This is a genomic window from Desulfoluna sp. (genome assembly GCF_030145185.1).
Taxonomy (GTDB): Bacteria; Desulfobacterota; Desulfobacteria; order Desulfobacterales; family Desulfolunaceae; genus Desulfoluna.
In genome coordinates this window covers 1-15410 of the sequence record NZ_JAQYWB010000048.1, presented here as the reverse complement: position 1 = coordinate 15410, position 15410 = coordinate 1, and the positions used below count along the sequence as shown (strand labels likewise).

Sequence of the window (15410 nt, the reverse complement as noted above, 5' to 3'; positions counted from 1 at the left end):
TTTTTACTCGCCACCGGTTTGCCCGAGGATCGAGGGAAATCCGGCAGCAACCGAAACGTTTTTGGTCCAGCTTTCGTCAAAAAGCTGGACGCCATATGCACTCAGATTAAAGCCGAATCCGTTGGTGATACGACACTGTATTACGCAACTCGTGGCAATGATTGAGTAGCCACCAGCTTTGATGGCGGGCGCAGCCCGCAGCGAACGCCATTGCACTTTGCCCTGAGGAACGAAGGGCAAAGTGCAATGGCAATCAGCTTTCGAGGTGGCTCACCTCGCCGCCGGAGGCACGCTTTTTAACCCAATTTTGACCATAGAAGGCACCCACCATGGTTAATCTGACATTGCGATTTGTAAACTGCTGCCGAGCCGCTGATTTAAGGGTCTCAACCGCCGAGGTACTGGATGTGGTCCAGCAGCTGGCCATTGTGGACCCCTTTGATGAGTTTCAGTTCTACACGGTGCTCCGAACCAACTTCGCCAAAAGCCACCGGGATCAGGATCGATTCGAACAACTTTATCACCTCTTCTTCCATGAGATGAAAAGTGACCTGACGGGAATCGAGGTCACACCGGAGAGCCAGGGGTTTGATGAGATCATCGCCCAATTGGCCGAAGAGCTGAAAGCCGACGGCGATGCCATGAAACAGGCCATCCTCGACTTCATGGCCGGAAAACCTCTGGGGTACCTGGACCTCATCAATAAACTCCACAAGCAGGAAGAAAAGGCCGCCATGGGCCTTAAATCCAACATGACCCAACTCTCTGTCCGCCTGGAGGTCATGCTCAAGATCAATCAGACGAAACAGAAGGTGCTTCAATTCCTGGGGGGCAACCACGCCGCGGTGGACGACTCCGCGAAGGCAAAGATCGAGAATGAATTCAGCCGCCGCTTGGAAAGCGCCTACGATCTGCTCACCAAGGAGCCGAAGACCAAAAACTCAGGGCTAAAAAAAGTGGCCCACAACGACGAGCACTACGATGAAATCGGTCAGATCCCCTTCTCCTCCCTCTCTGCCGATGAGATCGAAGAGGTGAGAGACGTCATCCGCCAGTTGGTGAAGAAGCTCGAAGAGATCGCCACCCTGCGCTACTCTGTGGCCAAAAAAGGCGTCATCGACGTCAAAAAAACCCTGCGCCGGGCCGGTAAATACTTAGGGATCCCCATTGAGATCATCCGAAAAGACAAGCCCTTGAGAAAGGGCAAAATCGTGGTCCTCTGCGACGTCTCTGGATCGGTCTGGGCCACGGCCCGCTTCATGCTCAACATCCTCTACGCCCTGCAGGAGTGCTTCAGCAAAGTCAAAAGCTTCATCTTCGTCTCGGAGCTGGCTGAAGTCACCGACTACTTCATCGAAAAAGAGGTCAACGACGCCATTGAAGCCATCATGAAGGACACCCCCATCAACTACTATGCCCAGACCGACTACGGCATGGCCTTCCAAACCTTCAAAAACAACCACCTCCCCGACCTCGACAAAAAAACCACCCTCATTATCATCGGTGACGCCCGCTCCAACTACCAGAACCCCCAGGACCACATCCTGCGCCAGCTCCGCGACAAATGCCGCCGTATCATCTGGCTCAACCCCGAGCAGGAGAAGCACTGGACCGAAGGCGACTCCGAAATGTACAACTACAAAGCCCACTGCCATGAAGTCCGCGCCTGTGGAAACTTAAATCAGCTCATCGATTTTATTCAGGAGTTGGTCCTGTAGGAGAAAAAGGGAAGAGGGGAAAAAGCGGCCTCCGGCGGCGAGGTGTGCCACCTCGAAAGCGGATTTGTGAATACGCTGCGTGTCAGGGGTGCTTGCGCACCCGTTACCCACCCCCCTTTGCCATGAGAACCCCGAACACGGGGGAGGACTTTTTATCTGAGTTTCCCGCCTTCGATCACCAGCACATTCACCTCACGCCCATTGGTTTCGGGAAGGGGGATCACGCGATCGAGTTTGTTGTCTGCGTAGACGCTCACGCGGGCACCGGCCAGGGAGGCTTCGCCGGAGTAGTTGTGGACAAAAAGCCGGTAGGTAGAGGTGGCTTTCACGCAATCCAAGGTAAGGGTCTCGGGGCCGAGACCGTCCATATCGTCACGGTCGAGGCGGGCAAGATCCGGGATGGATCGCTTGTGTCGGTAAGAGATATGAACCGACTGATCTTTAATAAGGTGAAGGTCGAGGTCCATGGGTTTTTCGTCCCACTGGAGGACGAAGCGGTAACTTTGCGGGGGAAGGGCTTTGGAGACAAGGTACCGTTTGGCCCGAATGGTGCCCGCATGCACAGGGATCTCAATCTCGAGGGGAATGTAGCCTTCTTTGGAGAGCCGAATGCCAATGACCCCTTCGCCTATGGCATCCACGATCCGTTCCGGCATGACGATGTACCCTTTGGCACCGGTGGTCAGCTGTCGCTTTTTATCGGGGAGAGAAAGGACCACACTGGCCTCTCCAAGAGGTTCACAGCTCACGGCATCTTTAAACGAAAGGATAACAGCCCCTTCCATTTCAGAGAACCCTTCCACTTCATGCCGTTCTCGATCATCCCAACAAGCACACTCTCCGGCAAAAGAGACCGCAGCCACAAACAAAGCACTCAAAAAAACCACCCAACCTGTTGTCCGTCTCATCGTCCCCCTCATAAATAGCCTCCTTTGATTGTCACCTGCCCGACCCTTTGATTGCACAGAAAAAAAGCGCCTCCGGGTGCCTTCCTGAAACCCGGTCTTTCTCTATACAACAATACACCGCTGTGACACAGTGATTCATCGCATATTACAACCCCATAGACAGCGCCTGAGGAACACGGCCGTATTATCAAACAGCCTCCATGGGATCCACCCAGAAAACGAGCTGGAAACCCTCGGCGCACACCCGGATTTTCCTCTGTTGCCCTGATTTTTTCCGGTGCAAAAGAGGGCCATGACCTCGCTCAAAGAACAGGCAGTTTTCAAGTTTTTCACCTTTCCCGCAACGGTCCCCATATTGGTATTGAGGAACCTATCAAATAGGTGTATATTGCCTTCCCATGTATACGTATCAGAAACAAAATCTCTATTATGCACAGGTACTTCCCGGTATTGAAGAGGAACTGACACGCGAGCTTTCCTGGCTCGGCGCCGAGGTGATCAAAACCGAATTTGGAATTCTGACCTTTACGACCGACAAGGCAGGACTCTATCGCATCAACCTCCGGTCTCGGCTCGCCACCCGTATCCTGGCGCCCCTGATCTCTTTTCGATGCCCTGATGCCGACAAGCTATACCGCTCGACCCGCACCATGGACTGGCGAGACTTTCTCCGCCCCAACGGGTCTTTTGCCATTGTGGCCAACGTTTCAGAAACCGAAGCGATCAATAACTCCCATTATGCGGCCCTGAAGCTGAAAGACGCCATCTGCGATTATTTCCGTGCCCGCACGGGAATCCGCCCCGATGTGGACAAAAAGTCCCCGGACATCATCTTCCATCTTCACATCCGCAACGAGCGAGCCACCATCAGCGTGGACACCTCCGGCGGCTCCCTGCACCGGCGCGGTTACCGCACCCAGGGCGTGGAAGCCCCCATGCAGGAGACCCTGGCTGCGGCCATTCTCGCCATTACTGAATGGGACTTAGAGACTCCCCTGGTGGATCCCATGTGCGGATCGGGCACCATCCTTTCCGAAGCTCACATGCTCGCCAGCGGCATCCCCGCCAGCTACCTTCGAAAACGGTTCGGACTCTCCCGACTGCCCAACTTCAACAAAAAGTTGTGGGAAGCGGAGCGACAAAAGGCAACGAAACGCATTCAGCCTCCTGAAGAGGGCCTGATCATGGGAAGCGATATCTCCAAAGCCACGGTCGCAGCGGCCCAGGAGAATATGGCCAACCTGCCCGGCGGAGAGCAGATTCCCATCTTCCGAAAAGACTTCCGAAAACTCCAGATCCACGAAGAGAGCATCATCGTCTGCAATCCTCCCTACGGCATCCGCCTGGGCAAGGAAGAAGACATAAAGGTGCTTTACAAAGAATTCGGTGATTTTCTGAAGAATGAATGCAAGGGCTCCACCGCCTTTATCTACTTCGGAAACCGGGAACTCATTGGAAGCCTTGGATTGAAGACCGAATGGAAGCGCCCCCTCATGAACGGCGGCCTGGATGGACGGCTCTGCAAGTACAATCTGTATTGATCCACACAAAGCGGGGCGAAACAAGACGATCAGCCCTGACATAAACAAAAAGCGGAACACGAAGGCATGGCCAAGAAAAAATTGATGCGTTACGAAGAGATCCACAACTTCTCCAACGTTATTTACACGCACATTGTGGATGCGGAAAACCGAACAGTCGATCGAAGCTGGGACGACCACTCCTTTGAAAAGGAGCAGGAGACCGTGGTGGAAATTGGCTGCGGCAGGGGCGAGTACTGTATCGACCTGGCCCGGCGAAACCCCCACAAAAACTACGTGGGCATCGACCTCAAGTCGGACCGCCTCTATATTGGTGCCTTAAAAGCCCGTGAAGAGGGCCTGACCAATGTCATGTTCGTGAGAATCCGTGTGGAGTTCCTCATCCCCTTTCTAAAGGGACAGCGGCTCTCCGAGGCCTGGATCACCTTTCCAGACCCTTACAACCGAACCACCAACGGCCGTAAACGCCTCACGGCAGGCAGCTTTTTGGACGTATACAGACAAATCGTCGAACCCGGGGCTCTTCTCCACCTCAAAACCGACGACCCCACTCTCTACGAGTTCTCTTTAGAGAGCCTTAAAGAAAACGGCGCCGAGATCCTCTTCCATACCCATGACCTTTACAGTGTCTCGGAAGAACTCGGTGACGCCACGGCCGTTCAGACCACCTACGAGAAACGCTATATCAAAGAAGGCCGGCTGATTAAATACATCCGGTTCTGCCTGAATTAGTTTTGTTTAAAGTCTCCGCGTGCAAAGGATTTTCCCCTTGCGCACGCGGAGGCTGCTCCTCCCACCCTCACACAACCCTCCGACAGAGCGTCCCCACACACTGAACGAATACAAAAGCCACAGGATGCCGGAAGCGGCCTTTCTGATAACCCTAAGCCGGCATATCAAGGAGCACACCGGTCAGGGCTGAAATGCTTGAGGTGGGAAGAAAACGGATCTCTTTGTTGTGTTTAACGCAAAGTTTTTTCACGCTGCGGCAGGCATTGTGGCTGTTACAGGTCACGGGGCAAACCACCATATCACACCGGGTCACCTGATTTTCGAGCACCTTTCGCCCTCCGCTCATGGTGCCGTCGTGGTACTCAAATCCCAGGCCTTTCGCTTCGGCCACGCGCCTGTAATGGGGTTCCATGCGGGAGAGCCCTCCCACCATGAGTACTCTGCGGCTGCAGGTTTTCTGCTCCGGGCAGGTGCGACACCCCCGACCATCACAGAGCATGGGTTTCAAGGGAGGCGCCGGGCGACCGATGGCCAGACTCATCACCTCATCGGCTAAGGTTTTGTTTTCGATTGCCAGCTCAAAGGCACGAATCTTAAGTTTCCTTTTCTCCCGTTGCTGCTTCCGCGCTTCACGGGCCAGCATATCCCGTTCCCGTTCGATCTCTCTCCGTTTTGCTCTCTCCCGAAGCAAGGCATCAGCATCTCCTGGCTTCCCATCAGACACACGGGGCTCCAGGACGGGCATCGACCCTGCCATCGTCTCCACGGACAACCGGAGACCCTTTGCCTCCTCAGTCTTCTGCTCCAATTCACGCCCCAGACGTCGGCGTTCCCGTCTCTCAACATTCAGGGCTTCTTTGAGTTCCTTAACCTGGTCGGCACTTTTCAGCTCTTTTTTCCGAGCCGCCAGAAGGGCCACGGCGGTTGTATGCCCCATCATATGGGCCTCCCCAACCACGGTCACAAGGGTCTCCAGGGAGAGGCCTTTTCGCATGGCCAAACAATAGAGAGCTTCAGCGGCATCCCCACGGGCGATGGCTGTTTTAAGAAAGGGCAGAAGCCGCTCTTCTGGAAGGGAGGTCATCTTTGCAAGGGCACTAGAAAATTTGCGTTTCAGGACAGCGTCCACTCGCCTGGCCACGGGGGTGTCCGAGCCCACCTCTTCCATCAGGTCCCGATGCACCTGCCAGGGCTCCAGATTTTTTGTGCGACGCCCGCATTTCTTGAGAATCCTCTGCCCCTCTGCGTCACTGATCCCAAGCCCCACCACCGGGCATTTCAGAGAGGAGGGAATCTCCCAGAAATGGGGAATCAGCATGCCCTCAACGCTCTTTTCAATTGCCCCATCCAATCTCATCCCTTCCAGTATCCCTTCGAACATATTGAGCCTCCAAATTTATTTCGGGTTGCCTAACTTTTTATCCCCAAAAAAGGGAGCGGCTTCCCACTCCCAATTGTTTTCTTTACATGTCAAACCTATCTGAGCCTTAGGCAGGTGCGAATGAAACGCCCCTGTTAAACTCCCTTTACGAGAGCATCCTCACGACGACCTTTTCAGCGTCCTCTTTTCGCAAATCGAGGTGATATCCCATCACCTTGGCCGTAATCAACTCACCCGCCTCATCCACGGCCTCGACCTCAATGATATTACCCACGTTCGCGCCAGAATCTTTCATCTGTCGGGCCACATTGCCGGTGCCGGTGATCTTGACAATAATGCCACGTTCACCCCTTGCCAGGGAAGAAAGACTCTGGGTTACCCCGGAATCAGGGTCCAAACCCCCAAGGTCGCGAAGGCCACCGATACACTGCTCCAGACATCCCTTGCACTCATCACGGGACGCATCTTTGTCATAACGGGCGGCAAACTGCTGGAGCCATTCCGTGCCTGCACGGGGGCAAAGATCGATGAATTCCATCAAAGAGATGATGCGATCCAGAACAGCACGAGAAACGGTATGCTCCATTTTGCACGCGGTCTCTTCGGCTTCCACCGACTCGATAAAGAGAACGCGAATAAAAAAGTCCTTGAGGGCTTCATGACGTCTGACGACGTCTCGGGCATGCTGCTGCCCCTTGGCCGTCAAGGTGATGAGGTCATAAGGGGCATAATTGATATACCCTTTTTCAGCCAGGGACCTCAAAGCGCCAGTGACCGATGAGCTGTTGACCCCTGTCTTTCTGGCAATATCTTTTGCGCGGGCGGCTTGCTTTTCAGAGACAACGTGGTAGATCGCCTCAAGGTAATCTTCCAGGCTTGCACTGAGTTCTTCGATCTGCGACATCGTTGATTTTACCCCATCTGTATGATTGATGCGTTCTAAAAGAGACTTTTTACGCAGGCACTTTTCTTCGTCTCACCGAATATAAATCAAGAGCCCCCCGAACTGTCAAGGGGATTCTCCAGAATTTCCACGGCATGCAGCACCCGAATTCGCGAATTTGCGCCCTTAAGCAGGGCTTCAATCTGAGCCATGCACCCTGGGCAGGAGGTCACCACCACGTCAGCTCCGGTGGCCTCGATACGGGCAAGACAGCCCTCCCCGATCCCCAGAGAAAGGCCCCGGTGTGTCACCCCAAAGCTGCCACCCAGCCCACAGCAGCCCTGCTCCATCTCGACCAGGGTATGGCCGGCGCGTTTCAGAAGCGAGCGAGTGTTTTCTGTATTGTGAAGGCTGTGACGTCCATGGCAGGGGTCATGGACGGTGACCCTCAGGCCGGTCTCCTGAAAAGGTTCGGACTCTCGGGACCCCAGCTGCACCAGAAGATCCCCGCCGTCGCACACCGTTTCGGCGATGCGATCGACCAGGACGCCCTCGGCCTCCGTGAGTTGAGGCTTGACCTTGGGCCAGAGGTTTTTCAACGCATGGGTACAGGTGGCACACGGAGTCACCACATGACTGAAGGAGAGCGTGGCGAACAGAGCCAGATGCCGTTTTACGGCCTGCAAAAAAGCCTCTTCATCGCCATCGGTGAGAAAGGGAATCCCGCAGCACCCTTGCTCTTTCGGCACATGCACCCGAGCCCCTGCGTCGGTAAGAAGCGAGGCCAGGCCCTCTCCCACGAAGGGATACACCTTGTCCACCAGGCAACCGGCGAATAGAAGGACCTCCGGCCCTCCCACCGCCCCCTCCTTCGGGGTATAATGCTCGGTGAAGAAAGGCTGGGTGATTTTCGGAACAGGGTACCGCCCTGCCAGGGTCACCCGTTCGGTGTCCGACGAAGAGATCAGCCGCCTCTGAACCGCGGCAAACCGAGCGGCGAGGGTGGCCGTGCGCCTGGGATCGGCGAAGGCTTTTCTCAGGAGGGCACGTTTACCCTTGGAAAGACGCGCCGCTTCAGCCAGAGCTTGGCGCGCCAGGAGAAAGGCATCCACCGTGGCCACACCCCGAGGACAGGTGGCCTTGCAGCCACCGCAGAGGGTGCACCGATTCAACCGGGCCAGGGTCTCTGACGGATCGTCGGTGAGCCGATCGTGGAGGGCCACGATAAGCGCCAGCTTTCCACGGGCCGAGTCCCCTTCAAGGCCGGTTTGCTTGTAAACGGGACAGACGGCTTGACACAGGCCGCAGCGGTTACACACGGAAGCCATCTCTTCAGCGGCCGTTGCCAGAAGAACGAGATCAATGCTCATGGGGCTGATTTTCCTGCAATACCGCGATAATGCGGGGAATATATTTATCGGCCATGGTCGACTCAAAGGTACAGGCCGCGGCCCCGAAGTGCCCCCCCCCGTTGTAGTTGGACAAGAGGTGCCCTGCATGGACATGGCACCCCACATTGAAGATACTGTGGCCCACGCTTAAAACCACCCGTCTCCTGGCACGGTCCACGTAGCGGATCTTCACACTCACCACGGCTTCTGGAAACATGGCATAGACGAGGAACCGATTCCCCTCCGGCGCTTCATCATACCCCCTGAAATCGGTGATGGAGACCCCCTCCTTCACAATGGTGCAAGAGCGGAGGTGCCTTCGGTACTTTTTATTCTGTGCCACCACCGCCTCGCAGCGATGCTTGACCTCCGGATCGGCCATCACCCCGTCTATGGACCGGGTCCTTAAAAGCCCCACAAGGCGATCCCAGTAAAGGGCATCGGCCTGCTTGCGCCCAAAGATGGTCATAGAGAGCAGCACATAGGGATTGCTTTCCGGGGTCTCTACCTCGTCTCGGGTGAGATCCGCCGAGTCAATGCGATCCGTCTCACTGATCAACTCGGAGAGGTCTTTTTCCATACTCTCCCGCCAGTATTTCCACACCAGACCGGCGGCAGAGGGCACCACATCAAAGGCCCCGTCAAAGGGGAGCTCCACCCGGTTGGTGGCGTGGTGATCAAACCAGAGACTGCAGCGCGAGTCAAAGGGCAGGTTGGCAATCACGTCGCCTGGCCGAATCTCCACCGTGCCCCGCTGCATGTCGTTGGGCTCAACCCAAAGCGTGGGTTCGGTCAAGGTTAGAGATTCTTCAAGCACGACGGCGCAAACCACCCCGTCAAAATCGGGTCGTGTAACGATTCGCATGGTCTTCTTTCCTGTTATGGGATGGCAGATAATATCAGGTTATTCAGGTGCAGATGCGTGGTTCAGGACACATCGCTGCTCACACAGTGCTTCGTTCCCAAGGGGGATCGGGGGCGTCCTGCATCAAAGGCCCGCGTTCATGGCCTGCGCAAAGGGGACCGGCCACGCAGCTTCCGTTCCTCTCGCCCCCAGAGCACAAGGTAAAGGGCGATCCCGCAGACGATGCCCGCCAGGTCAAACAAAAAATCCACCCGATCCATGAACCGATTCGGAACAAAAAGCTGAATCACTTCATCCGCCATACCAATCAGCGCTGCCAGCAGAAAGGCAAAGCTAATGGCGGCCAGTCGATGTTGCCCCAGGGGCAGAGACCGGGCGCCCCGCAAGACGAAAAACCCGGCGGCGGTGTAGACCAGCAGATGGAGCACTTTATCGTAATAAGGCCCCCGAGGCATGGGCAGATGCATCAGGGAAGGAAGAAAAATAAGGACACAGAGAAGAAACACGGCAAGCCAGCTGCGAAACACCTTCGACCCCAGAACGCCCATAAGGCCCCCCTTCCCCTTTTGCTGTTACCCGAATGTGGGAACGCTTTCATTTCTTCGGTTACGGATCGCCTCTTTCACGACGGAAAGAAAGTGCTCACGGGAAACCCCGTAGGTCACCTTACCATCCAGGGTACGAACAGAGAAGACATTGGCCTCCCGCTCTTTTTCACCAATCGTAATAATCACGGGTACCTGCTGGAGCTGGGCATCGCGCACTTTACGCTTGAGGCTCTCTCCACGGCCATCCACATCCACACGAAGCCCTTCGGCTTCAAGCTCTTTTTTCACCTGCCGGGTATAATCCATCAGGTCATCGTTCATGGGCAAAAGAACCGCCTGAACCGGGGCCAGCCACAAGGGAAACCGGCCGACGTAGTGCTCCACGAGGATACCGAAGAAACGCTCAATGGACCCGAACACAACACGGTGAATCATCACCGGGCGGTGTTTCTCGTTGTCGGGGCCGATATAAGAGAGATCGAATCGTTCCGGCAGGCTCATGTCCAGCTGAATGGTACCACACTGCCAGGTTCGTCCAATGGCATCTTTGATATGAATGTCAATTTTAGGGCCGTAGAACGCACCGTCCCCTTCGTTGATCACATACCCTTTGCCATACGCATCCAGGGCGGACCGAAGCCCCTCGGTGGCCTTCTCCCACTGCTCGTCCGAACCGATCGATTTTTTCGGGCGGGTGGAGAGTTCCAGGTGAAAGTCCAGACCGAAGGTCTTATAGACCCGTTCATCAAGTTTCAGGACCCCCAGGATCTCATCGTGAATCTGATCGGGTGTCATGAAGATATGGGCGTCATCCTGGTGAAAGGCGCGAACACGAAAGAGTCCGGAAAGAGCACCGGATAACTCATGACGGTGGACCAGGCCGATCTCCCCGGCGCGGTAGGGCAACTCCCGGTAAGAGGGGCTCTTCATGCGAAAGAGGAGCATCCCACCGGGGCAGTTCATCGGTTTGATGGCATAATCAATCTCGTCCACGCTGGTGGTGTACATGTTCTCCCGATAGTTCTCCCAGTGGCCGCTTTGTTCCCAGAGGGCACGGTTGAGCATGATGGGGGTCTTGGTCTCTACATACTCATCCTTCAGGTGCTCTTCCCGCCAGTACCCGAGGAGTGCATTCCACATGGCCATGCCACGGGCATGAAAGAAAGGCATCCCCGGTGCTTCATCATGAAAGCTGAAGAGATCCAGCTGGGTCCCGAGTTTTCGGTGGTCCCGCTTCTTGGCCTCTTCAATCATATGAAGGTGGGCTTTGAGCTCTTTTTTGTCAAAAAAGGCCGTGCCGTAAACCCGTTGAAGCTGGGCATTGTTCTGATCGGCTCGCCAGTAGGCACCGGAAACACGCATCAACTTGACGGCTTTCAGCATCCCGGTATGGGGAACATGGGGACCGCGACAGAGGTCTGAAAAATCCCCCTGCTCATACAAAGAGATCGTGCCTTCAAGCCCTTCAATGAGCTCAAGCTTGTAAGGCTCGTCCTTGAAATGCTCCAGCGCCTCTTCCCGGGAGATCTCCTTACGCGTAAACGGGAGCTTGGCTTTGACCAGGCGATTGATCTCCTGCTCAATGGCAGGAAAGGCCTCTTCACCGATGGGCTCCATGTCGATATCATAATAAAAGCCCCCTTCCACCACAGGACCGATGGTCAGATGAGCCTCCTTATAAAGATTCGTAATGGCCTGGGCCATCACGTGTGCGGCGCTGTGCCGCATAATCTCAAGGGCTTCCGAATCTTTGGTGGTGATAAGACGGACGACAGCGCCGTCTTGGGCCTTTTCTGAGAGGTCCATCATCCGCCCCTCGATTTCCATGGCCACACAGCTTCGCGCAAAGCCTTCAGAAATAGAAAGGGCTATATCACCCCCTGAAGGGGCTTCATTAAACTCGCGTTCGCTTCCATCCGGTAGAGTGATCTTAACCATATCTTTATCCGTATCGTCTTGAATTATATGAGTAATTGCCTATTATGCAAAGCTTTTCCAATGGCTTGAAAAACAGCAGGTGTGCACACTGCACTGAAAACAGAGCTAATTTCTGAATTTAGGGTAATTCACCAGGAGGGTCAAGACAAAAGCTCCCATATCCAAGGGATCGATGAAAGTGTATGGTCTTCCGGTAAAAAAAATGCTACACCAACAGGATCACACTCGATCACACCGCTGGTGGGCCGGCGGTTGTGTATAAGGCATATTGGCCTCGCAGCTTGCCGGACTTCGCGCCAACGCTCAGACAGTGCAACGTCTGTTTCCCGGAGTCGACACTGCATAAACAAAGAAGCCCCTGTGTCTCGATTTTCTCTCGCATGCCCAGCGCATGAAATGGCCGTAATAGCGAGCCTCAAATTTTCCCATGACTCCCATGATAAACAACCTTCATTATATTGATACGACCGAGGCTCTTGAGGAGATCGCCGATATTTTTCTGAACGCGGACTGTGTCGGTGTAGACCTTGAGGCCGACTCCATGTTCCACTTTCGGGAAAAGGTGTGCCTGATCCAGATGGCCGCCGGAGATTTTATCGCCGTCATTGACCCCCTGGCTATCGACGATATGAGCTCCATTGTCCCCGTCTTTGAACGAGCGGACATCCGAAAAATATTTCACGGAAGCGACTATGATGTTCGCTCTCTAAGCCGGGATTTTGATATCACCATCCGCAATCTCTTCGACACAGAGCTGGCCTCCCGTTTCCTCGGCATCCCCGAAACCGGCCTCGGCTCGGTGATGAAAAACCGCTTCGGTATCGAAATGGACAAGACCTATCAAAAAAAAGACTGGTCCAAACGCCCCTTAACCGAAGGCATGATTGCCTACGGTGCCGGCGACGTCATCTACCTGCCCAAGCTGGCCACCATCCTCGACCACGAGCTTGAAGCAAAAGGACGAACCGCCTGGGTGCAGGAAGAATGCCTTCTCCTGTCGATGGTTCGTCATCAGGACAACGGTGACACCCCCTTGTTCGCTCGCGTCAAAGGAGCCGGAAAGCTCGACAGACGAAGCCTTGCGGTCCTTGAAGAGTTGCTCCAGCTTCGGTACATCCTGTCCGAGAAAAAAGATCGTCCGCCCTTCAAAGTTTTCAGCAACACCTCCCTGCACACCCTGGCCAAGGAAAAACCCTTGACCCTGAGCCACCTCAAGGCCAGCGGAGCCCTCTCTCCGAGACAATCCGCCGCCCATGGCACCCAGGTACTGCAGGCGATCGAAAAAGGTGTCGCCTTGCCGGAGGAGGAGTTGCCCAAATACCCCAGGGGAAAACGCCCCAACTTCAACCCCGACATCCCCCAACGCCTGGACGCCATCAAAGCCTATCGAGACGACCTGGCCGATCGCCTGGCGCTGGACCCTCCCATCCTTGTCAACAAAGCGCTGATGACCGCCATTGCCGTCCTTAACCCCGGCACCGTGGAGGAACTCCACACCATCGACGGCTTGCGCCAATGGCAAATCAGCACCCTGGGCGAGGGCATCGTAAACGCCCTGCACTCGGCATCTTAAAGACCCATTATCGTCGTATCCGGTGACCTGAGAAAAGGCATCTATATAAAGTGTTACCCCTACGACCCGATGACAGGGGCGGTGACCTGCACCGCCCACAAGAGGAACCCCATGGAACATCGCATCACCTTCACGTCTGAAGGCATCACCCTTGAAGGCATGCTCGAAAACCCCGGCGCCAGACGCGGGGTCGTTATCACCCACCCTCACCCCCTCTACGGCGGTGACATGGACAACCCTGTGGTCCTTGCCATCACCGAAAGTTACCGGAAGGCCGGGTTTGCCACCTTGCGGTTCAACTTTCGCGGGGCCGGAAAAAGTGACGGCGAATTCGAAGAGGGCGCAGGCGCCATTGCCGACCTCCTGGCCGCCACACAGCATCTCAAAGCCGAAGGGGTGGATGAGATCACCTGCTCCGGTTATTCCTTCGGAACCTGGATCTGCCTGTCGGCCTCCCTGGCCCATGCCGTCACCACCGATGTCATGGTCGCCCCACCGGTCACTTTCCTTGATTTTCAGGCAGCACCTTGTGACAGAGGCCCCAACCTCGTCATCTCCGGAACCCAGGACAGCTTTGCTGATTTTGAAACGGTGAAAGGAATGGTTCCCGTATGGAACCCGCAAGCCAAACTCCATATTATCGAAAACGCAGACCACTTCTTCTCTATCCATTTAAATGAAGTGAGCCACGCCATCGACACCTACCTCGGCGAAGAGTAAGACCCGGACAACATGCAGGATGAGGTGCCCCCCTGGCAAGACCCCAAGGGGCACCCCTCCTGTCCCCGGTGCCATAGCCCCCTCGACAGACAGACACGAATCGCCCCCCCTCGCATTTGCCCCAAGCCGCAATACATGGCTTGGCACGCGCCCTCTTTCCCAACCTCCTGTTGTTCCCTATATAAACACATTTCCCATTGACAAACGACGTTCCGCACCGTTACAACTAACAAGACAGACCCACACGTCACCCGAAAGCCAGTCACACCCCCCACATCCCACTCAAACGCGCAGGCCTGAAGCCCATACCCCGACCGCCGCCCCATGGCAATCCACCCCGGCCCCAGCCAAGCACACCGTTCCGACCCCTCAGGCTCGCACCATCCCTTTAGGAGGCAACCATGACAAAGCGCAGGGGCAACGCCCTGCCCTGGAGCAGGGAATATCGCATCCTCGGCATCCCAACCACCCTGGAACCCTATCCCAAGACACCGGCGTATGACATCCTTGACCAGGCCGCCCGCCGGTTCCCCAGTCAGGGCCTTATCCAGGGAGCCACTCGACTCACCTACCCGGAAGTTCGTGATATCGCCTACCGCCTCGCCACCGCCCTGACTCGATTCGGGCTCCAAAAGGGCGACCGCGTGGCCACGCTGCTCCCCACCTCGATTCAATTCGTGGTTGCCGATTACGCCATCAGCCGTGCGGGCCTTGTCCACGTCCCCTGCTCCTCACTGGAGCCGGTCGCCCACCTGAAACACAAATTCAAAGAGAGCAGCCCTCGGGTTCTCATCGCCATCGAAGAGAGCCGCCCCGAAGCGCGGGCTCTGGCCGAGACGACCCCCCTCGAACAGGTGATCCTCACCCACTTGGGCGACTTCTCAGACGCCCCGGAGCCCGCCCCGCCCGTCACCGACTTTCCCTGCAGCGCCCACTGGCTCACCGAACTCACCCGCCAAACACCCTGCACGCCCCCCAGCCTCACCCTCGACCCCGACAAAGACCTGGAGATGATCCTCTTCACCGGGGGCACCACGGGCCTTCCCAAGGGATGCATGCTCACCCATCGAAACATTATCAGCAATGCGATGCAGAACAGCTGGGCCTTCGGGCGGATCAAACGCCTCCTCCAGGGCAACATCACCACACTGCTTGGCCTGCCCCTCTCTCACTCATACGGCCATATGATCATGCATACCATGACCCTTGAAG

Annotated in this window: 13 protein-coding genes; 6 read left to right on the top strand and 7 right to left on the bottom strand. The window is 55.8% G+C overall.

Annotation, left to right across the window (positions count from 1 at the left end; all coding sequences use genetic code 11):
- Positions 1 to 329 precede the first annotated feature (329 nt).
- A complete protein-coding gene (locus Q1Q75_RS15485; protein WP_300672451.1) occupies positions 330 to 1718 on the top strand; it encodes a VWA domain-containing protein in 1389 nt (462 codons plus the stop codon).
- Between the two features lie 152 nt (positions 1719 to 1870).
- Here Q1Q75_RS15485 and Q1Q75_RS15480 read toward each other — a convergent pair whose 3' ends face one another.
- The gene (locus Q1Q75_RS15480) at positions 1871 to 2626 is read right to left on the bottom strand and encodes a hypothetical protein (RefSeq protein WP_300672450.1); all 756 of its coding nucleotides are present in this window, start codon (positions 2624 to 2626) and stop codon (positions 1871 to 1873) included.
- Between the two features lie 398 nt (positions 2627 to 3024).
- Between Q1Q75_RS15480 and Q1Q75_RS15475 the strand changes: the two genes are divergently transcribed.
- Positions 3025 to 4167: a THUMP domain-containing protein gene (locus Q1Q75_RS15475; RefSeq protein WP_300672449.1), complete on the top strand. Its 1143-nt coding sequence runs from the start codon at positions 3025 to 3027 to the stop codon at positions 4165 to 4167.
- A gap of 66 nt (positions 4168 to 4233) precedes the next feature.
- Positions 4234 to 4899, top strand: coding sequence for a tRNA (guanosine(46)-N7)-methyltransferase TrmB (gene trmB, locus Q1Q75_RS15470; RefSeq protein WP_300672447.1), 666 nt, complete (start codon positions 4234 to 4236; stop codon positions 4897 to 4899).
- 151 nt (positions 4900 to 5050) lie between these two features.
- Here the strand turns inward: trmB and Q1Q75_RS15465 are convergent, their stop codons facing one another.
- From Q1Q75_RS15465 to thrS, 6 genes are all read right to left on the bottom strand, one after another.
- Positions 5051 to 6280, bottom strand: a complete 1230-nt coding sequence (locus Q1Q75_RS15465) for a DUF2325 domain-containing protein (RefSeq protein ID WP_300672445.1) — start codon at positions 6278 to 6280, stop codon at positions 5051 to 5053.
- Between the two features lie 145 nt (positions 6281 to 6425).
- Positions 6426 to 7184: a metal-dependent transcriptional regulator gene (locus Q1Q75_RS15460; protein WP_300672443.1), complete on the bottom strand. Its 759-nt coding sequence runs from the start codon at positions 7182 to 7184 to the stop codon at positions 6426 to 6428.
- Positions 7185 to 7270: 86 nt separating this feature from the next.
- Positions 7271 to 8533 carry a (Fe-S)-binding protein gene (locus tag Q1Q75_RS15455; protein ID WP_300672440.1) on the bottom strand — a complete coding sequence of 421 codons (1263 nt, stop codon included), beginning with the start codon at positions 8531 to 8533 and terminating at the stop codon, positions 7271 to 7273.
- A complete protein-coding gene (locus Q1Q75_RS15450; RefSeq protein WP_300672438.1) occupies positions 8523 to 9419 on the bottom strand; it encodes an exopolyphosphatase in 897 nt (298 codons plus the stop codon). Before Q1Q75_RS15450 ends, Q1Q75_RS15455 begins: the two co-directional genes overlap by 11 nt.
- Positions 9420 to 9556: 137 nt before the next feature.
- The gene (locus Q1Q75_RS15445) at positions 9557 to 9967 is read right to left on the bottom strand and encodes a VanZ family protein (protein ID WP_300672436.1); all 411 of its coding nucleotides are present in this window, start codon (positions 9965 to 9967) and stop codon (positions 9557 to 9559) included.
- Positions 9968 to 9991: 24 nt separating this feature from the next.
- Positions 9992 to 11905, bottom strand: a complete 1914-nt coding sequence (gene thrS, locus Q1Q75_RS15440; RefSeq protein WP_300672434.1) for a threonine--tRNA ligase — start codon at positions 11903 to 11905, stop codon at positions 9992 to 9994.
- 436 nt (positions 11906 to 12341) lie between these two features.
- On the opposite strand from thrS, the gene Q1Q75_RS15435 reads away from it, so the two are divergent.
- From Q1Q75_RS15435 to Q1Q75_RS15425, 3 genes are all read left to right on the top strand, one after another.
- A complete protein-coding gene (locus tag Q1Q75_RS15435; RefSeq protein ID WP_300672432.1) occupies positions 12342 to 13478 on the top strand; it encodes an HRDC domain-containing protein in 1137 nt (378 codons plus the stop codon).
- A gap of 111 nt (positions 13479 to 13589) precedes the next feature.
- On the top strand, positions 13590 to 14198 hold the full coding sequence (locus tag Q1Q75_RS15430) for a hypothetical protein (RefSeq protein ID WP_300672430.1): 609 nt from the start codon (positions 13590 to 13592) through the stop codon (positions 14196 to 14198).
- Positions 14199 to 14599: 401 nt separating this feature from the next.
- A partial coding sequence (locus tag Q1Q75_RS15425; protein WP_300672428.1) for a class I adenylate-forming enzyme family protein occupies positions 14600 to 15410 on the top strand: 811 nt, incomplete at its 3' end.